The organism is Synechococcus sp. CS-205 (assembly GCF_025128255.1).
Classification (GTDB): Bacteria; Cyanobacteriota; Cyanobacteriia; order PCC-6307; family Cyanobiaceae; genus Regnicoccus_A.
Map to the genome: position 1 here is coordinate 1 of NZ_JAHLZB010000035.1, position 17,337 is coordinate 17,337.

Sequence of the window (17,337 nt, forward strand, 5' to 3'; positions counted from 1 at the left end):
CCTCGGCGTCCCCGGCGCTTCCGTGGCCGAAGGGGTCCGCAAGATGAAGGATGCCGCCTTGGCTCTCGTCAACGATCGCAACGGCATCACCCCCGGTGACTGCTCCGCCCTCTCCTCCGAGATCGGCACCTACTTCGATCGGGCTGCTGCCGCTGTCGGCTGAGCCGAACACCCACGGCTGGCCCTCAGACCCGTCCGGCCAGCAGGGCCAGCACCTGCTCATCCTCGACGGGCTCGAAGTGGTCGTACCACTGGCCCACCGCCTGCAGCCGGTGGACCCAGCGCAGCACCACCAGCTGCTCCACCAAGGTCTCCAGCTCCGGTCTGAGCGTCCTTTCGCAGACTGGAGCTGCCAGCACAATGCTCGCGGGATTCAGCTGTCGCAGTGACAAGAGCGCAGCCCGGGCTGTCCATCCGGTGGCGATCCCGTCGTCCACCACGATCAGATGGCGTCCACTGAGCTCCTCTGCAGCAGGGTCGCCATAGAGACGGCGTCGGCGCCGCAGTTCCTGCTCCTGCCCGGCCAGCATCTGCTTCCTGACCTGGGGTGTCAGCTGCTCCATTCCACCGGCCAACTCATTCCAGAGCGCCACCCCCCCGGGGGCAATCGCACCGATGGCCACCTCGGGCTCCCTGGGATCGGCGAGCTTGCGTACGGCCCAGGTGCGCAGCGGCAGCTGCAGGCCCTGCGCCACCGCCGCTCCCACCACCACTCCCCCCCTGGGCAGGGCGATCACGCTGCTGTTGGCGCCGCATCCGCTCCAGGCCTGAAGGGCAACGGTCAGCTGCTCTCCTGCTTCCCTGCGGTCGGCGAAGCGCGAGCGATCCATGGCACTCCTGCTCACTCCGATTCAGCTTCAGTCTGAGCCTGTGGCATTCCCCACCCCAATTCGGAGCGAGAAGGGCGAGACTCAACTGGCACCGGCGAGCGAAGGTCTGCATCCCCGCAGTCCCCGCAGCACGGGAACGGTGCAGCAAAAAGCCCTGGACAACCAGGGCCTTTCTGCTGCTGAGCTGCGACTGCTGAGCTGTGTTTGCTGATCAGACGCAACGCCCCAGTCACATCCAGCCACAGCTGTGGCCACCAGGATCACGCCACAGCCACAGGTCGACGGCATCGTTGGCCCGTGCCAGATCTCCAACGCCACCACCGCTCGCCCCGCCCCCCCTGGTGGCTGATTGCCGGGGTACTGATGGCGCTCTGCCTGAGCGGCTCGGGCTGGCTCAGCTGGCAGCATCCCCAGCGACCGTCGCGTCATGCCGCCCAGGGCAGCTCAGAAAAGTGCCTGAATCCAACCGCCCTAGGTTGATCCCAGCCGCACCTCCACGCTTGACCCTTCTGCGCATGCTGCTCACGGCCACCGCGGCGGTGCTCCTTGGGGCCACAGCGGCCTTCGCCGCCCCGGCCGCCTCTCTGCTCAAGGGGCTGAAGCTGCCGGTCCCAGCCAGCCTGCCCAGCCTGTTCGCGGCCAACGCCGTGGGGCAGATCAGCCTCAACGGCCAGCTGGGCGGAACGCCCGAGGGCTTGCTCGCCAAGCTGCGCGCTTCGCTCAGCAGCCAGGGCTACAGCGAGCGCACGATCAACACCGTCTCAGGCCCTTGGGGCCTGAATCTGGTCTTCGATCCTCCGGCGGGCACGAGCGTGGACGGCACTCCGGCCGGCAAAACCGCCGTGCTGGTGCTGCAGGCCACGGCGCTGGGTCCGGGCAAGCTGAATCTCAACGTGCGCTACGAAGCTCTCTGAGCGGGTCCCGTAGGCTTCAAGACCGCTGCTGGAACGGGTTTGCAGGACGCCCCCTCGATGGAGATGCTGAGCCTGTTCCCCCGCTACGTGCTCAAGGGGCATCTCCAGCAGGCGCTGCTCACCCAGCTCATCACCCTGGCCGGCCAGGTGCTCGCCGATCCGGACACCTCCCCGGATGCCTCGGTCAAACTGGCCGGTCAACTGGACCAGCAGCGGGAGCTGCCACCCCAGCACCCGGCCGTGAGCAGCCTGGCCAGCACGGTGATCCTGCCGGGCTGTGACCACTGGATCCGCCATGTGATCGAGCGGCAGCCCCCCCAGGGCCGAGGACCCTGGATCCCCGGGCGCTACAGCCTGCAGCTTGTGGATGTCTGGCTCAATGCCCAGCGCTCCGGCGATTACAACCCGGTCCACACCCATGGCGGCAGCTTCTCGGGGGTGGTGTTCCTGAAGGTTCCAGCCCAGATCCGACCCGACAGCTTCGATGGCCAGCTCTGCTTCCACGGTCCGGAGGAGTGGCACATCCAGAGCTTCCACACCGGCATGGTGCACTACGCCCATCCCGTGCCGGGTGATTTCTATGTGTTTCCCGCCTGGCAGCCCCATTCGGTGCCGCCGTTCCGAGGCGACGGGGAGCGCTGGTCCCTGGCCTTCAACGTGATCGCCGGGCCGCAGCCGGCTGGACTCCGTCCACCAGGTGCCGCCACCAACGTCACTCCCAGCGGCAACGTGAACCTCTCCCTCTCCAGCCGCCGCCCCAAACCCGGGGGCTTTTCCTGAGGGCGAGTGGCCCGCTGGCTAGATCCTGCAGCGGCCACAACGACTTCCATGGCACTCGGGACCCCCCTCAGCAGACGTCGTCGGCGCTGGCCCTGGCTCTGGCTCTGGCTCTGGCTGACAGCGCTGGCGGGAGGCCCCGATTGCTCAGGTGGTGGGGGAGAGCCCTCGCGAGACGCTGCTGAACTTCTATGTCGTGATGGCCAAGGTCCACGGCATGCTCGTGGAGCTGGTGGCCGAGCCGGCCAGTCAACCCGGCCTGTTCTGGTCGACCGGGACCCTCGAGCGGGCCAGGGAAGCCAACGACTGTCTGCAGGAGGCCATCTCCGCTCTTGATGCGGAGCTTCACGGTCGCCGGGCCGGGCCTGCCACCATCCCCTTTGCATGCATTCCTTGTTGTGAGCAGCGTCAGCGCCGAAACCCTCCCCACGGCTTCCGCTCAGCAGAGCCTGGCCTGGCGCAACGCCTGGTATCCGGTGGCCTATCTGCGTGATCTGGATCCAGCTCGGCCCACGGGTTTCACCCTCCTGGGCGATGACCTGGTGCTCTGGTTCGAGCGGAAAGGCGATTCCACGTCTGAAGGGGGTCAGTGGCGGGCCTTCGCCGATGTCTGCCCCCACCGCCTGGTGCCGCTCTCCGAAGGGCGGCTCAATGGCGCCGGTGAGCTGGAGTGCCCTTATCACGGCTGGAGCTTCGACGGCGAAGGCCACTGCACCTCCATCCCCCAGGCCAGCGCCGGCAGCCAGCCCAGTGACCGTCGCAGCTCCTGTCGCCCCTACGCCACCGCCACCGGCCAGGGGATGCTGTTCGTGTTCGCCGGAGCGCCCGAGGCGTCCGCCGCGGTGCCCTTGCCCCTTGTTCCCGTCCTGGAGGACACGGAGGCCGGCTGGCTGGTGCAGGACACCTTCCGCGACCTCCCCTACGACGCCCTCACCCTGCTGGAGAACGTGCTCGATGTGAGCCACGTTCCCTTCACCCATCACGCCACGGTGGGTCGACGCGAGACGGCCGGCCCGGTGGACCTGCGGCTGGAGCAGGCCGGCCCCGGGGGGTTCAGCGGCGTCTGGGAGGAGGGCCCCCGCCGGGGCAAGCTCGGCAGCCAGTTCACCACCTTCCTCGCTCCGGGCCTGATGTGGCACGACCTCACCGCCCGTGGTTTCGCCCGCATCCTCACCGTGGTGTACGCCACGCCGACCCGGCCGGGCGAGTGCCGGCTGTTCGCCCGCTTCCCGTTCCAGTTCGAGTCCCCCTGGCCGGGCCGGCTGCTGCGCCTGCGTCCCCAGTGGCTCCAGCACATCGGCAACCACACCGTGCTGGAAGACGACCAGATCTTCCTCCACTGGCAGGAGCGGGTGCTGGAGGCCCGTGGCGGCAGTGAGGGCCTCAGCCGCGCCTGCCACCTGGCCACCGGTGCCGATGCCTACGTCAAGGCCCTGCGCGACTGGGTGGTGAGCGGGGCTGGCGAGCCGTTCCCTGCTCAGCCGCTGCCACCGCGCCTTGGGCGCCGTGCGCTGGTGGAGCGCTACGAGAGCCACACCCGCCACTGCCGCAGCTGCTCCGGCGCCCTGCGCCGGATCCGGCGCTGGCGGCCGCTGCTGCCTCCCCTGGCCTGGCTGGCCCTGCTGGCGATCGCCTGGTTCCACACCCCCCTGGCCCTGGCCGCCGGCGTGGGCGTGGCCGGCCTGTCGGGCGCCGGCTTCTGGAAGCTCGGCCAGTGGGAACGCCTGCTGCTGGCCGGCAACGACCGGCCGCCCCGCAACCGGAGCTGAGTGCCGCAGCTCAATCGCTGTGCACCACGGGGATGTCGCTCAGGCGGGTGGTGGCGGCCCGCGACAGGCGCTGGCGCTTCATCGCCCACGCCGGCTTGAGGCCGCAGGCGGCCCACTGCACCGTGCCGCGGCCGAAGCGGCGGTTGAGGCCGTCGATGGTGGCCATCAGCACCTCCCGGCGCCGTTGTTGCTCCGGCGGCAGGGGGGCGAGCAGATGGTGCTGCAACTGCTCCAGCGGCTGCAGGTTCTGCAGCAGCACACCGGCCTTCTGCAGAGGTTTGTGGGGCCGCAGCAGCCGCTCGGCCAGGGGCAGGGCGGCGGCCAGCAGCACGGCGGTGTCGTTGCTGGCCAGTGGCAAGGTCGCGGTGGCGGCGTTGGCGTAGAAGCGGGTGCCGTTGAAGGGGCTGCTGCGCACGAACACGGTGATGGTGCCGGCACGCTGGCGCTGGCGGCGCAGCTTCTCGGCGGCACGGCTGATGTAGGTGGCGATCGCCTCACGCAGCTGCCCCAGTTCCCGGATCGGTTCGCTGAAGCTGCGGCTCACGCAGGTTTCCTGCTTGGCGGGCGGGGCGGCCACCAGGGGCAGGCAGCTGTGGCCGCGCAGTTCCTGCTGCAGGCGCAGCCCCACCACACCGGCCCTGGCCCGCAGCTCTCCGCTGGCCAGCTCGCGCAGCTGGAGCGCATTGGCCACGCCGCGCAGGCGGCACCAGCGCGAGAGCTTGCGGCCGATGCCCCAGACGTCCTCGATCGCCACGGCCTCCAGCCAGGGGTCGGGATCAGCCAGGGCCCCCAGATCGAACACGCCACCGTGGGCCGGATCGCCCTTGGCCAGCTTGTTGGCCAGCTTGGCGAGCACCTTGGAGGGGGCGATGCCCACCGCCACCGGCAGTCCCAGGTGGCGTCGCACCTGCTGGCGCAGGGCGCGGCCCCAGGCGCTGAGGTCGCCGGCGGCGGGCCGGTGCAGCCGGCCGAAGGCCTCGTCGATCGAATACACCTCCAGCTCCTCCACCCAGGGCTCGAGGGTGAGCATCAGCCGCTGACTCATGTCGGCGTAGAGGGCGTAGTTGGAGCTGCGCACCACCACGCCGAGGCACTCCAGCTCCCGCCGCACCTGGAAGTAGGGCTTGCCCATCGGGATGCCCAGGGCGCGGGCCTCGGCGCTGCGGGCCACGATGCAGCCGTCGTTGTTGGAGAGCACCACCAGCGGCCGGCCGATCAGGGACGGGTCGAGCGCCGCTTCGCAGGAGGCATAGAAGTTGTTGCCGTCGATCAGCACGGTGGCCCAGCCCATCGGCGCCCTCAGAGCGGGTGGATCACATGGATGGCCACACCCCAGAGGCGGGTGTCGTCGGCATCGCTGAGCTCCAGGGGCGGGTAGGCGGGATGGGCGGCTTCCAGCCGCAGCCGGCCCTGGTGACGCACCAGGCGCTTGAGCGTGAAGGCCCCCTCAACCGCTGCCACCACCACCCGGCCGTGGCGGGGCTCGACGCTGCGGTCGACGATCAGCAGGTCGCCGTGGTGGATGCCGGCGCCGATCATCGAATCGCCGCTGACGCGCAGGAAGAAAGTGCTGCTGGGATGGCGGATCAGCTGTTCGTTGAGGTCGATGCCGGTTTCGACGTAGTCGTCGGCGGGGCTGGGGAAGCCGGCCGCCACGCTGTCGCCGGCCAGGGGCAGCGTCAGGGCCCGGCGCCGCTCACGCAGGGGCAGGGGCGTGAACGGTTCGCTGAACCCTCCGGTGAGCGCCGGGTCGGTGGTCATGGGCAGCCGCTCAGGGATCGCCAGAGTAGTTCAGATGTACTGATCCCTGCTGCGTGGCAGCCACTTCATGACGGCAATGGCCTCCCATGCCCATCCGACGATCTGATCGATCGTGGGGCGCTTGTTGTGGCCAGCATGGGGCACATCAATGACGTTGCAGGACGGGCGATGGCGGTGCAGGTGCTGAGCGAGGCCGAGCGGTTCAAGCTGGATCGCTCCGATGACGCCGCCTTCTACGCCGAGCCCCGCTTCGTGCAGCACCTCGACGGTGGCTTCCGCGACCGGCTGACGGCGCTCTACCGCGAGCGGATCCCGCCCTGCGCGGTGGTGCTGGACCTGATGAGCAGCTGGGTCAGCCACCTGCCCGAGGAGGTCCGCTATGAGCGGGTGATCGGCCATGGCCTCAACGCCCGGGAGCTGGAGGCGAACCCGCGCCTGGATCAGCACTGGCTGCAGAACCTCAACCGCGACCAGGTCCTGCCCCTGGCGGACGCGAGCGTGGATGCGGTGCTGATCGTGGCGGGATGGCAGTACCTGCAGCAACCGGAGGCGATCGCGGCGGAGCTGCTGCGGATCCTGCGGCCGCAGGGGCAACTGATCGTGGCCTTCTCCAATCGGATGTTCATGCAGAAAGCTCCCCAGATCTGGACCGACGGCAGCGACCGGGATCACCTGGAGTACGTGGTGCGGGTGCTGGTGGCCCAGGGCTGGCCGCTGCCGAAGCTGGTCGCCGAGTCGACCCGGGCCCAGGGGGCGCTGGGCTGGCTGGGGGGCCACGGGGATCCGTTCTTTGCGGTGATCGCCCAGAAGCCGGGACCCGGCCGCCGGGAGGAGCCAACCACGGTTAACAGTTCTTCACACTAGGATGCCCGGAACGCCGGAAACCCATGACAACCCTGATCAACGTGATTGCCCCACTGATTTATATGGTCTGCTTCGCCGTCATCCTGGGCGGCGCCTTCGCCCTGATGACCCAGAACCTGCGCAGCAGCGAGCGCATCGCCTCTCCCCGTCGGCGCCACCCCGAGGCCCCAAGCCCCGGCGAAGAAGTGATGATGGTGGACCTCAGCCGTGAGCGACTCGAGCAGCTCTACCAGCAGGCCTCCTCGGCGGGCCAGGGCGCCTGAGAGCGTGGCCGAAACTGTGACCTGAGCCTGATCTGAGACCGTTGGAGTTGATGACGGGACGCGGCTGTGATCCGGCTGTCCCGTCAGTGGCAGTGATCGGTGCCGGGGTTGGTGGTTGTGCCCTGGCTGCCCGGGTGCGTCAGCTGGGCTGGCGTGGTCCGATCGGCCTCTGGGAATCTGGCCGGGGACCCGGGGGGCGGGCCAGCAGCCGCCGTTCCCGCCATGACCCCCTGCTGCGTTTCGACCACGGAGCACCGCTGTTCTCGATCACCACGACCCCGGAGCCGGCGCTGCTGGCTCCCTTGCTGGAGGGGGGGTGGATCGAGCCGTGGTCAGGTTCCCTGGCACAGCTCGATGGCCAGGGTCAGCTCATCGCCGGGGCCACCGATCCGCTCACTCAGGGGGCGCTCTACCGGGGCCGTGGCGGCATGGATCAGCTCTGCCGGGGGATGCTGGAGCTCGGTGGCACCGACCTCCAGCTGAATGGCGGCTGCCTGGTGCGGCATCTGGAGCGGAGCGCAGACGGCGGCTGGGACCTGCTCGATCACCAGCAGCAGCGGCTGGGAGTTGCCGACTGGCTGGTGCTCAGTGGCACCCTGCTGGCGCATCCCCGCTGTCAGGCACTGCTGGGCTGGCCTGAACCACCGCTGCAGCCGCTGGTCAGGCAGCTGGGGGATGGGCAGTTGGAGAGGGCCGCTGCGGCCATCGCCTCGATCGACTGCAGCCCGCGCAGCGCGCTGCTGCTGCTGATCCAGCCCCCGCTGGCTGAAGCCTGGCGGCGGCTTCCCTTTCGCCTGCTGAGCTTCGACGCAGCGGCCCAGGCGCGCTGGGGTCTCTCGCGGCTCTCGATTCAGCCCCTGGAGGATGGACGCTGCGTGGTGGTGGCCCACTCCACAGCCGAGGTCGCCACGCTCCATGCGGATGTGGTCGGGTCGCGATCGTCGGTGGCCCGGCTGCCAGGGGTCACCCCCTCGCCGCAGCGGGAGCAGGAACTGATCGAAGCGCTCGGCGCGGCCCTCCTGGCGGTGTTGGAACCCTGGATCACGTCAACGGCACTGCAGGGCGCCGAGCCTCAGCTGATGCGCTGGGGGGCGGCCTTCCCCGAAGGCCCCGGCCTTCCCAGCCCGTTGACACTCTGCCCGCAGAGCCGGATCGGCTTCTGCGGGGATTTCACCAGTGGCCCCGGTTTCGGCCGGATCGAGGGTGCCCTGCGCAGCGGTGAGGAGCTGGCGCCACGGCTGCTGGCGGCCATGGGGGCGGCCCCTGGCTGAACCCCGCTGGTTCAGGGACAGCCGGCCTGGTCCTTGCGCTCCAGCCAGTCATCGCCGGCCTTGGCCAGGGACGCACCCTGGGGTGTGTAGAAGACAAGGCGCTCCCGGTTGCGGTAAAGGGGCGTGCGTGTGGCCTTGAGCTCGGCTTCGGCGCGATGGCGGCAGCTGAGCAGGGCGTCGAAGTCGAGCGGCTCCACCGCCGCCTTGTTCGGCTGAGGGTTGTCCGCCTGCTGGCTGATGGCGGGGCAGAGCCTCTGCCGCACGGCCTTGAGCAGAAGAATCTCCTGCTGCAGGGCCTGGGCGGAGAGGGCCCGGTGGTGCTCCTGCAGGGCCGTGCAGTTCGGGCTCTCCTGGGCCAGGCCCAGAGGGCTCGACAGCCAGGCGGTGGCGGCAATCACGCCGAGGAGTCGGCTCAGCACCGCAGCAGTCTCAGGTTGTGCCAGTGAACTGTATGGGCGACTGCCAACTGCTTGGGTGGCATGAACGCAGTGGCGGGGAAGGTTTGTTACCCTGACGAATTATTAACACTTACCTGTGGCTGAATTCGGTTGGTCGTTGCTGATTGTCGCAGCGAAAGTGCTGCTGGGCAGCGCCGTGGTGATGGTGTCGCTGAAGTTGATCGGGCGGTGGTTGATGCGTCTGGCCAGCAGAACTCCCAGCCCCACCGATGATCATCTGATTCGCTCGGTGATGAGAACAGCCGCACCCATCGGCTACCTCGCTGTCTTCTGGTGGGGTTGGCGGTCGCTGGTGGCGGAAGTCGAAGTGCTCAACTTTGGAGAGGGTATCGATCGGTTTCTGGAAGCCGTGGCGCTGTTCCTGGCCATCGTGCTGATCGTGCGTCTGCTCAATCGGGTGCTGCTGATCTTGCTGGATCGCTCGCTGCGCCGTCTCGGCCGCCACAACCAGCTCACACTGCTGCAGGGCCTGGAGCCGATGATCCGCTCATTTGTGTGGATTCTTGGACTGCTGGTGTTTCTGCAGAACCAGGGCGTTCAGATGGGCGCCATTTATGCCTCCCTGGCGGGGGCTGGCATCGGCGTTGGCTTGGCCCTGAAGGGACCGATCTCCAACTTCCTGAACTACCTCACCATCCTCTTCGATGAGCCGTTCAGGATCGGGCACTTCATCTGCTTTGAGGATGTGCTGGGAACCGTGGAAAGGGTGGGGATCCGCTCCACAGCCATCCGCAGCCTGAGTGGGGAGCGAATTGTGATCAGCAATGAAGACCTGCTGAGCAAGGTGATTCAGAACTATGGAGATCTGCCCAAGCGGCGTGTGGCCACCACCATCGGCGTGCTTTATCAAACCCCACTGGAAACAGTCAAGGCGATTCCTGGCCTCGTTGAGGCTGTGATTCGATCCAATCCACCGGCGGAATTCGATCGCTGTCATTTCACGCGTTTTGCCGACAGCGCTCTGGAATTCGAGTTTGTTTATTTCATTCCCGATTCCGATATCGTTCTGTTTCTCGATATGCAGCAGCAGATCAACCACGGCATCATGGAAACGTTCCAGCAGAACAACATCGACTTCGCCTATCCCAGTCAGACTCTCTTCCTGGAATCCACCCAGACCAAGGGGATGGAGGCCCTCGCCGTTGGCTGAGCTGGGCCTGGGAGCCGGGCCTCAGCCCCGGGCCTGCTCGATCTGAAGCACTCCCATCATCCCCATCTCCTCATGGTCGAGGTTGTGGCAGTGGTACACGGTGCGCCCCGGGAAATCCCTGAAGGCCACCCGCAGGCGAACCTCCTCGCCTGAACGCACCAGCACCGTGTCCTTCCACTGCCGCTGGGGTTCTGGGCGGCCGTTGCGGCTGATCACCTGAAACGGATTGATGTGCAGGTGAAAAGGATGGTCGAGATGGGGGTCGCCGTTGACGATCAGCCAGTCTTCGCTATCGCCCAGGGTCACGCGGGTGTCGGTGCGGGCGTGGGCAAAGGCCCGGCCATTGATCAGAAAGATCATGCCCATCCCGCCCATGCGGCCGCCAGCGCCCATGCCACCCATCCCCATGCCCATGCCACCACCACCTCTCCCCATCCCATGGGAGAGCACGAAGCGGCGGGTCCGCTGGGGCTCCGGCAGGGCCGGCACGGGGATCAGGGTCGTCGGCAGCGGCAGGGGCGTCACCGATCCCCGGTAGTTCAGGCTCGCCAGGGTCTGGGGCCGCCCACCACTCCACAGGTCGAGCAGGCGGTAGGTGCCGGGGGGCTGGTTGCCCTGCACCAGCAGATCGGCCCGCTCGCCCGGTGCCAGCACCAGCTCCTGGAGCGTCTGGGGGGCACCGATGGCACCGCCATCGGTGCCGATCAGCACCAGGGGGTGGCCCTCCAGGGCGAGACGGTAGAGGCGGGAGTTGGAGGCGTTGAGCAGGCGCAGGCGGATCAGACCACCGCTGGGCAGCTCCAGGGAGGGCTGGAGCTCGCCGTTGACCGTGAGCAGCGGCCCCTGGCGACCCAGCGCACGGCCCATCCCCATTCCCATGCTTTGGCCCTGGCCCTGGGGGGCGGCGGCACTGGCGAAATCCTTGAGCACCAGGATGGCCTCGGTGGCGGCTGCCACCTCCGGGATTCGATCGAGCGCTCCGCGCACCACCAGGGCGCCGCCCAGCCCGGCAAACACCTGATCGGCCGTGGTGCCGTGGTGGTGCGGGTGGTAATAGAAGAGACCGGCCGGGTGATCGGCGGGCAGGGTGAAGGCGTAGTCGAAGCTGTCCCCCGGCAGCACCGAGAGAAAAACATTGTCGGCGCTGCCGCTGGGGGGGATGTGCAGGCCGTGGAAGTGCAGATTGGTGGGCTGATCGAGCTCATTGCGCAGGCGCAGGCGCACGCGATCGCCGGGTTGCAGCTCCAGCAAGGGGCCTGGGGTGAGGCCGTTGTAGGTGAGCGGGGCACTGGGCCCGCCGGGGATCCTCCCCGCGACGGGGCGTGCCACCAGCTCCAGATCCGCCAGGCCGGGGGTTCTCGCCTGCTGGGCGCACAGCCGTCGGCCGAGAAGGGTGGAGCCCAGGCCTGCAAGGCCCAGGGCGAGAACCTGACGGCGCCTGATGTCGATGGCCATTCCTTGACCGTAGAGCCTCCCCCTGGCGCGAAAGCTTGACTCTCCAGTGGGGAGGAGACCATACGGTTGGCGCGATCCGCTTTCCGGTGATGCGCCACCCCTTGCTCCCTACCGTCCTGATCGGTCTTGGCGTCCTGGCCATCACGGCTCCGGCCGCACGATCCCAGATGGATCCGGCCTCGGATCACCGGCATCACGACCACACGATGCCGATGGTCTCCCCTGCACCAGGAGCCGAAGAAAACAAGCCGATGGACCATGGCGCCCATTCCCATGACCATGACCTGGGCCCCGCCGGCGCCACCTACGACCTGCGCTTCATCGACGGCATGGTGCAGCACCACACCGGTGCCCTGCGCATGAGCGAATTCGTCTTCGGCATCGGCGAGCCCGGCGTCGGGGCCCTGGGCAAGACGATCTGGCGCGATCAGGCCAACGAAATCCGTGCCATGGGACTGTGGCGCAAGGCCTGGTATCCCCAGGCCCCGGTGTACCCCGTGGCGTTGGCTCCAGGTGGTGATCCCGACAGCCTCTCGGGCCTGACCCGCATGAGCCAGGCCCAGATCGATGGCATGCGCATGATGGGCGACGGCCCCACCAGAGAGAACCGGGTGGTGTGGTTCCTCGAGGGCATGCTGGAGCACCACGGCGGCGCGCTGATGATGGCCCATGACGCCCTGGCCAAGAGCAGCAACAGCACCATCCTCCGCTTTGCCCGGGAGGTGATTCTCGCCCAGCGGGTCGAGATCATCGAGCTGCGGCGCATGCTGGCGGTGGAGGGATTGCGCAAGCCCGACTATCACAAGTTCGACGCCCTTTTCCAGCTCTGACGCTGGCCTGGGTTGGACAAAGAGCCGGAGGGGACTGTGAGGATGATCGGAGCCGCCGCCACGAGCAGAGCCAGACCCAAGCCCGCCATGGCAGGGCATCCGTGCGGCCGGGGCGGATTTAAAGTTTCCATAGGAATGGAGAGTCAATCCGATGGGGACCACCCTGCGCCCGACGCCAGGCAGCGCCATGAAGATCGGTGCCCTGGCCGCCCGCAGCGGACTGCCGGTCAAGACCCTCCGTTACTACGAAGACCTCGGCCTGCTGCCGGCAATCGGCCGCAGCGAGGGTGGCTACCGCCTGTTCGCCGAAGACAGCCTGCGGCGTCTGGAGTTCATCCGCCGGCTCAAGACCCTGGGCCTCTCCCTGGAGGAGATCCAGAGCTGTCTGGCGGTGCACGATGCCGGCGAGCTGCCCTGTCACGACATCCAGGCGATGCTCAAGCATCAGATCAAGCGCATCGAGCGACAGATCAGCGACCTTGGACAGCTCAGGACCGAGTTGGAGGGCTTGCTCGCGGGCTGGCGCAGCGATCCTGCCCGGGAAGCCGATCTGATCTGTCCGAATCTCAGGCTCTGACCCCCAGGGCCCGATCCGGAGCCGGATCCGGAGCGGGATCCAGGGCCAGAGCCTTGATGGTGGCGGCGATCGGCACAGCGGTGATCACGCCGTAGAAATCAGCCAGCGTGGCTCCCACCATCACCGAGAAGAGGATCACGATCGGGTTGAGGCCTGTGAGTTTGCCCAGCAGCCGAGGCGGCAGCACGTTCTCGATCACCTGATCCACCACGATCAGCACCGCGAAGATGCGGAGCCCCAGCCAGAAGCTCTTGAGCATGAACAGCACGCTGACCACCAGGATGCCGAGAATGGCGCCGAAGGGAATGAATCCCATCAGGCCGATCGTGATTCCCGAGAGGAACGGGAAAGGTGCTCGCAGCAGCCACAGGGTTGGCGTGAGTATGCCGATCAGCACCGCCGAGAGAATCAGCTGATTGAAGATGTAGCTGTTGAAGTTGCGCCGAAGCACACCCAGCACCCTCAGACCACTCTCCCCCGGCAGCCACGACACCAGGCAGTTGCGCACCAGTTCACCTCCATAGATCAGGAAGAAGACGGTGAGCACAAACAGAAAGAAGAGACTGAAGAAGTTGCCAAGTGACCCGGCGATGAACCCGGGGATGTTCAGCAACAGTCCCTCCAGCTGAGCGGTGAGGTTCCCCGCGATTCCACGGATGATCTCTCCGGCGTCGATCGGCACCCCCAGATAGGCGGCCTGGCCGGAGATTGAGGCCAGCCGGTCGGCGGTGGTCGTGATCCATTCGGGCACTACCTGCGTCAGAGCGAAGAAGCGAATGACCAGAACAGGCAGCAGGGTGGCGGCCGCGAGGCCCACGAGGCCGAGGAAGAGGCCGAAGACCGAGCCGATCGCCCAGCAGCGGCTCATCCCCAGCCGCTGCTGCAGCAGCCGCACCGGAAGGTTGAGGATCAGGGCGATCACCCCAGCCAGGATGAAGGTGGAGGCGATGCCTTCGAAGGCGCGATAAAGCGAGCCAAACACCCACAGATTCAGCACAATGAGCGGGAAGGCCAGGCCCAGCACCAAGGCGCGGGGCAGGCGGGCAGGCAGGGTCACAGGCGGACTTCTTGGGCGCGGGGTTGCAGGCGCATGATGGCTGAGACCATCGGCCGACCTCAACGCTCCGTCAGCCGATCCAAGCTGCTGCTGGGATGGCGAAACGATACGGGTGCAGCAGGACTTGTGCCGGATCACCCCGACAGAGGATGATGTAGGCATCGAGACTGTCGTCAGCACTGTCTGAAAGAACGGGATGCCACCTTCTGCAAGCTCTTCAGCGGCTGATATGTTGACCCTGATGCGCCGTTATCAACGTGGGCAACGCCTGGTTGTTGATTATGCCATTGGGCTCGCGATCCTGGGCCTTGTTCCTATGTTGTTGACGCCCTCTCTGGTCATCGCGGCAGCTCTGCTCCTGACCATGATCTGGCATGTCGGAAAGTGCTGGCAGTTTGCAATCTCCATTAACCCCATCACCATTGGTGGTGAAGTCCTGAATGTCCTCGGTGCGTTGGCGGTGGCGACTCTGACCTGGCTCATCCTTGTTGTGTTGGGCGTGTCGATTCCACTTGTGGACCACTTCTCCACATCTGGAGCCCTGATGAGCGGCACCTGGACATTCGGGGCAGCAGTCAACCAGTTTTTCTTTCTTGGTTTTATCAGGCGACGCTCGCGGGAGTATGCCGTTGGAAGTCATGAGTAAGATAACGCGTCGGCAAGTTCTACTGGCAGGCCTGGGTGTCGGTGGATTGCTCTCCGGCATTCATGAGCGACGGCTGCGGCGTTCTCGAGAAGCCGAGCAGCAAAGCCTGACAGACGCCTTGCTGAACAATCCTAAATATGTGCAGAATTCGGTGAACCAGGCTATCGAGGGAGACCTGGAGTCGTCAGCTGAAGTTGAACAAATTGTTGAATCTCTAAGTCTTCAGTCGCCTGATACGCCCTACGATCGAACTGTTTCCAAGATCTTGATCCAGTGTAGTCGTCTGGCTACAGAGCAGTACATAACAGGAAAGTTTGACTTACGCTTCAATGGCTCCATCACTGGTTTGCCAAGTTACAGCCTACGCTTGGATCAGTATTCTCAGGTAGCTTCCATCAAAGGACCTGACACAGTCACAGCCAAGCGCACCATCGATATTGATGGTAATCTCCTGAATGATCCTCTTGTGGCAAGAACAATGAGGCTTAAGAGTCTGGTTCAGCATCTTGCTGGCCAGGCCCTGGTGATCAAGTGGAGTTACCCCGTCTTCTGGGGTTTTGTTCTTCAGGGTAAAACCAATAATATCCTGGTTCTGCGGGGAACGCAGCGCGCAAACGAATGGCTGGAAACGCTGCGCGCCAATCAGGTTCGATCGGATGCAGTGCCGAGTTTCGACTTCAAGGGTGCCATTCACCATGGCTTTGCGACAATCTATTCTGAGTTGTCCAAGCCCATCATCGCTGCAGCAAAGCGACTGGATCAATCAAAGCCACTCTATGTGTCTGGTCACAGTCTTGGGTCGCCTCTGGCGATGCTCGCAGCCCTTGACATTGCTCAGAAGCTGCCTTCTTTAAGAGATCAGATCCGCCTCTACAGCTATGCAGGACCCAGGTTGGGTGATCCCGAATTCGCTGAACACTTCAGCCGAACTCTGCCCAACACCTATCGGGTTGTAAATCTCGGCGATCTGGTGCCATCACTGCCACCGACAAGAGCCAGGTCCTTGACCTACGTCCATGCTGGAGAGCCATGGGTGTTTCCTCCCATGAGCAGCGATGTGGGACCCAACCACTTCATCAGTGCCTATCGAAATGCTGTCGAGGCGGAGCAGGAACAGCTGGTGAAGCGCCAGGCTCGCCTGTGAGGCCGGTCCTTCCATCAGCAGGCTTGGGCCTGCCATTGGTGCCGATCCGCCTGAAGCCTGGCACTGATCTGCGCCTTGGCCTGGAGCAGCTGCTGGTCGAGCGGGGAGAGCAGGCGGGGTGTGTGATCAGCGGCATCGGCAGCCTGTCGACGGCATGCCTGCGCCTGGCCGGACGCGAAGCGCCCACCCGGATGACGGGGGATCTCGAGATCATCTCGTTGGCGGGAACCCTTTCGCCGGATGGGGCCCACCTGCATCTCAGCGTCGCCGATGCCGAGGGCCGCGTGGTCGGTGGTCACCTCTGCGAGGGTTCTCTGGTGCGCACCACCGCCGAGATCGTGGTGGGGTTGCTACCGGAATGGTGCTTCCACCGCGAGATCGATCCGGCCACAGGGTTCCGGGAGCTGGAGATCAGGCGCCGGTAGCGGGTGCTTCAGAGCAGGGCCTCGACGCTCGCCACCTTGTCCTCAAGCGATTGATCCCGGTCGGTGCGGGTGTTGATTTTCACGGAGGTATAGATCCTGGGGCAGCCCATGGCAGGCACCACCACTGGCAGGCCTCAATGGCGGCGAACACCGGACCCTATTCACCTCGATCGGCAGGACGCAGAGATCGACGGTCACCTTCGACAATTTGGTTGAGGGGATGCTCTTCCCGCTGACGGTGGTGCTGGAACCGGATCAGGACCTGACGCTCCGGGTCAGTCCCAGCCCCTCACCGAAGCATGGCTTGCTGGGATTGCAGACCCTGATTTCTCTGGCCGCCTTGGGATTCAGGGCCGTAGTCAACGGCGCAATCCATGGCTGCGTGATCGTTCGTCCTCAGCCAGCAAGCCAATCAACAGTTCTGTGACAGGGCAGCAGATGAACTGACGACAACGCAAGAGTCGGAGATTGGCGGAATGGACGTCCGCAGGCCCGGATCAGTGATGGCCGTCTGCGGCCGAAGGGTTCGATCCACTGTTCCCGAACCAGGTCGTGGCGAAGCTTCGCTGGGTCCTGCCGGCAGCCCAGCTGGATGGACCCTTGGTCCAGAAGCCGTCCGAGCCGAAGGGCCGTGGCCTCCTCGACGCAGGAAACATTGTTCTGCTGGTCGGTGAGCCAGGACAGTTCCGTGTGGGTGATGACACCGCTCGAGATGGATTCGAGGAAAAGCTCGCCAACCGCAATGGCGTTTGTTGCGGAATGTAAACATTCTGCCTTCTCCGTGGCCCTTTCGTGGGCCCTCCGCCCTCACACGGGCTGTGAGCCCAGCTCAGCTGGTTGATCCGCCGTGGTGGACCGGACGTGGGCTGCTGAGCCGGAGACGGCTTTACAAAACTCAATTTCATGCTATTCTGTAAATGTCGGGCGCTATCGCGAGTGGATTTCGATCCCCTCCTACATCGTCTGGTCTACATACCCGATCCTTCCGGGGCACACATTTCCGTCCTCATGACCACCACCCTTCAGCAGCGCCAAGGCGCGTCTGCCTGGAGCCAGTTCTGCGAGTGGGTCACCTCCACCAACAACCGTCTCTACGTCGGTTGGTTCGGTGTGCTGATGATCCCCACCCTGCTGGCTGCCACGATC

The 17,337-nt window shown here is 65.8% G+C and carries 21 protein-coding genes and 2 pseudogenes; 16 read left to right on the plus strand and 7 right to left on the minus strand.

Annotation, left to right across the window (positions count from 1 at the left end; translation table 11 throughout):
• Positions 1–163: pseudogene (locus KQ297_RS09010) on the plus strand (phycocyanin subunit beta); the annotation flags it as partial.
• Positions 164–185: 22 nt separating this feature from the next.
• On the opposite strand, the gene KQ297_RS09015 reads toward KQ297_RS09010, so the two are convergent.
• Positions 186–830 (minus strand): phosphoribosyltransferase, encoded by a 645-nt coding sequence (locus KQ297_RS09015; protein WP_259739123.1) that lies wholly within the window; start codon positions 828–830, stop codon positions 186–188.
• A 500-nt stretch (positions 831–1,330) separates the two neighbouring features.
• On the opposite strand from KQ297_RS09015, the gene KQ297_RS09020 reads away from it, so the two are divergent.
• The 4 genes from KQ297_RS09020 (at position 1,331) to KQ297_RS09035 (ending at position 4,290) form a co-directional block, all read left to right on the plus strand.
• Positions 1,331–1,744 carry a hypothetical protein gene (locus tag KQ297_RS09020; protein ID WP_185467003.1) on the plus strand — a complete coding sequence of 138 codons (414 nt, stop codon included), beginning with the start codon at positions 1,331–1,333 and terminating at the stop codon, positions 1,742–1,744.
• A gap of 57 nt (positions 1,745–1,801) precedes the next feature.
• On the plus strand, positions 1,802–2,524 hold the full coding sequence (locus KQ297_RS09025; protein ID WP_259739124.1) for a 2OG-Fe(II) oxygenase family protein: 723 nt from the start codon (positions 1,802–1,804) through the stop codon (positions 2,522–2,524).
• 151 nt (positions 2,525–2,675) lie between these two features.
• A complete protein-coding gene (locus KQ297_RS09030) occupies positions 2,676–3,014 on the plus strand; it encodes a hypothetical protein (protein ID WP_259739125.1) in 339 nt (112 codons plus the stop codon).
• A complete protein-coding gene (locus KQ297_RS09035; RefSeq protein WP_259739126.1) occupies positions 2,920–4,290 on the plus strand; it encodes a Rieske 2Fe-2S domain-containing protein in 1,371 nt (456 codons plus the stop codon). The genes KQ297_RS09030 and KQ297_RS09035 overlap by 95 nt, the downstream gene beginning before the upstream one ends.
• A gap of 10 nt (positions 4,291–4,300) precedes the next feature.
• Here KQ297_RS09035 and KQ297_RS09040 read toward each other — a convergent pair whose 3' ends face one another.
• Both KQ297_RS09040 and KQ297_RS09045 read right to left on the minus strand, forming a co-directional pair.
• The gene (locus KQ297_RS09040) at positions 4,301–5,581 is read right to left on the minus strand and encodes a Y-family DNA polymerase (protein ID WP_259739127.1); all 1,281 of its coding nucleotides are present in this window, start codon (positions 5,579–5,581) and stop codon (positions 4,301–4,303) included.
• An 8-nt stretch (positions 5,582–5,589) separates the two neighbouring features.
• Positions 5,590–6,051, minus strand: a complete 462-nt coding sequence (locus tag KQ297_RS09045) for a LexA family transcriptional regulator (protein ID WP_259739128.1) — start codon at positions 6,049–6,051, stop codon at positions 5,590–5,592.
• Positions 6,052–6,219: 168 nt separating this feature from the next.
• On the opposite strand from KQ297_RS09045, the gene KQ297_RS09050 reads away from it, so the two are divergent.
• From KQ297_RS09050 to KQ297_RS09060, 3 genes are read left to right on the plus strand one after another with little or no spacing between them, the layout of a single operon-like run.
• Positions 6,220–6,915 carry a class I SAM-dependent methyltransferase gene (locus KQ297_RS09050; protein WP_259739142.1) on the plus strand — a complete coding sequence of 232 codons (696 nt, stop codon included), beginning with the start codon at positions 6,220–6,222 and terminating at the stop codon, positions 6,913–6,915.
• 23 nt (positions 6,916–6,938) lie between these two features.
• Positions 6,939–7,178, plus strand: a complete 240-nt coding sequence (locus KQ297_RS09055) for a hypothetical protein (protein WP_259739129.1) — start codon at positions 6,939–6,941, stop codon at positions 7,176–7,178.
• Between the two features lie 50 nt (positions 7,179–7,228).
• Complete coding sequence (locus KQ297_RS09060; RefSeq protein WP_259739130.1) at positions 7,229–8,449, plus strand: NAD(P)-binding protein; 1,221 nt, start codon at positions 7,229–7,231, stop codon at positions 8,447–8,449.
• A gap of 11 nt (positions 8,450–8,460) precedes the next feature.
• Here the strand turns inward: KQ297_RS09060 and KQ297_RS09065 are convergent, their stop codons facing one another.
• Positions 8,461–8,868, minus strand: a complete 408-nt coding sequence (locus KQ297_RS09065; RefSeq protein ID WP_259739131.1) for a hypothetical protein — start codon at positions 8,866–8,868, stop codon at positions 8,461–8,463.
• A 115-nt stretch (positions 8,869–8,983) separates the two neighbouring features.
• Between KQ297_RS09065 and KQ297_RS09070 the strand changes: the two genes are divergently transcribed.
• Entirely contained in the window at positions 8,984–10,057 is a 1,074-nt protein-coding gene (locus KQ297_RS09070; protein WP_259739132.1) for a mechanosensitive ion channel family protein, read from the plus strand.
• 21 nt (positions 10,058–10,078) lie between these two features.
• Here the strand turns inward: KQ297_RS09070 and KQ297_RS09075 are convergent, their stop codons facing one another.
• A complete protein-coding gene (locus tag KQ297_RS09075; RefSeq protein ID WP_259739133.1) occupies positions 10,079–11,512 on the minus strand; it encodes a multicopper oxidase family protein in 1,434 nt (477 codons plus the stop codon).
• Between the two features lie 89 nt (positions 11,513–11,601).
• Between KQ297_RS09075 and KQ297_RS09080 the strand changes: the two genes are divergently transcribed.
• Positions 11,602–12,342 (plus strand): DUF305 domain-containing protein, encoded by a 741-nt coding sequence (locus tag KQ297_RS09080; protein WP_259739134.1) that lies wholly within the window; start codon positions 11,602–11,604, stop codon positions 12,340–12,342.
• Between the two features lie 151 nt (positions 12,343–12,493).
• Complete coding sequence (locus tag KQ297_RS09085; RefSeq protein WP_259739135.1) at positions 12,494–12,919, plus strand: heavy metal-responsive transcriptional regulator; 426 nt, start codon at positions 12,494–12,496, stop codon at positions 12,917–12,919.
• On the opposite strand, the gene KQ297_RS09090 is transcribed toward KQ297_RS09085, so the two are convergent.
• The gene (locus tag KQ297_RS09090) at positions 12,909–13,976 is read right to left on the minus strand and encodes an AI-2E family transporter (protein ID WP_259739136.1); all 1,068 of its coding nucleotides are present in this window, start codon (positions 13,974–13,976) and stop codon (positions 12,909–12,911) included. The two genes, KQ297_RS09085 and KQ297_RS09090, sit on opposite strands and share 11 nt — an antisense overlap.
• A gap of 232 nt (positions 13,977–14,208) precedes the next feature.
• Between KQ297_RS09090 and KQ297_RS09095 the strand changes: the two genes are divergently transcribed.
• From KQ297_RS09095 to KQ297_RS09105, 3 genes are read left to right on the plus strand one after another with little or no spacing between them, the layout of a single operon-like run.
• Entirely contained in the window at positions 14,209–14,622 is a 414-nt protein-coding gene (locus KQ297_RS09095; protein WP_259739137.1) for a hypothetical protein, read from the plus strand.
• Between the two features lie 46 nt (positions 14,623–14,668).
• The gene (locus KQ297_RS09100) at positions 14,669–15,766 is read left to right on the plus strand and encodes a lipase family protein (RefSeq protein WP_259739138.1); all 1,098 of its coding nucleotides are present in this window, start codon (positions 14,669–14,671) and stop codon (positions 15,764–15,766) included.
• A gap of 23 nt (positions 15,767–15,789) precedes the next feature.
• Entirely contained in the window at positions 15,790–16,191 is a 402-nt protein-coding gene (locus KQ297_RS09105; RefSeq protein WP_259739139.1) for a PPC domain-containing DNA-binding protein, read from the plus strand.
• Positions 16,192–16,199: 8 nt separating this feature from the next.
• Here KQ297_RS09105 and KQ297_RS09110 read toward each other — a convergent pair whose 3' ends face one another.
• Positions 16,200–16,301, minus strand: coding sequence for a thiamine-binding protein (locus KQ297_RS09110; protein ID WP_259739140.1), 102 nt, complete (start codon positions 16,299–16,301; stop codon positions 16,200–16,202).
• 110 nt (positions 16,302–16,411) lie between these two features.
• On the opposite strand from KQ297_RS09110, the gene KQ297_RS09115 reads away from it, so the two are divergent.
• Together KQ297_RS09115 and KQ297_RS09125 are read left to right on the plus strand one after the other, a co-directional pair.
• Positions 16,412–16,618, plus strand: coding sequence for a hypothetical protein (locus tag KQ297_RS09115; protein ID WP_259739141.1), 207 nt, complete (start codon positions 16,412–16,414; stop codon positions 16,616–16,618).
• Between the two features lie 581 nt (positions 16,619–17,199).
• Positions 17,200–17,337, plus strand: a pseudogene (locus tag KQ297_RS09125) (photosystem II q(b) protein); the annotation flags it as partial.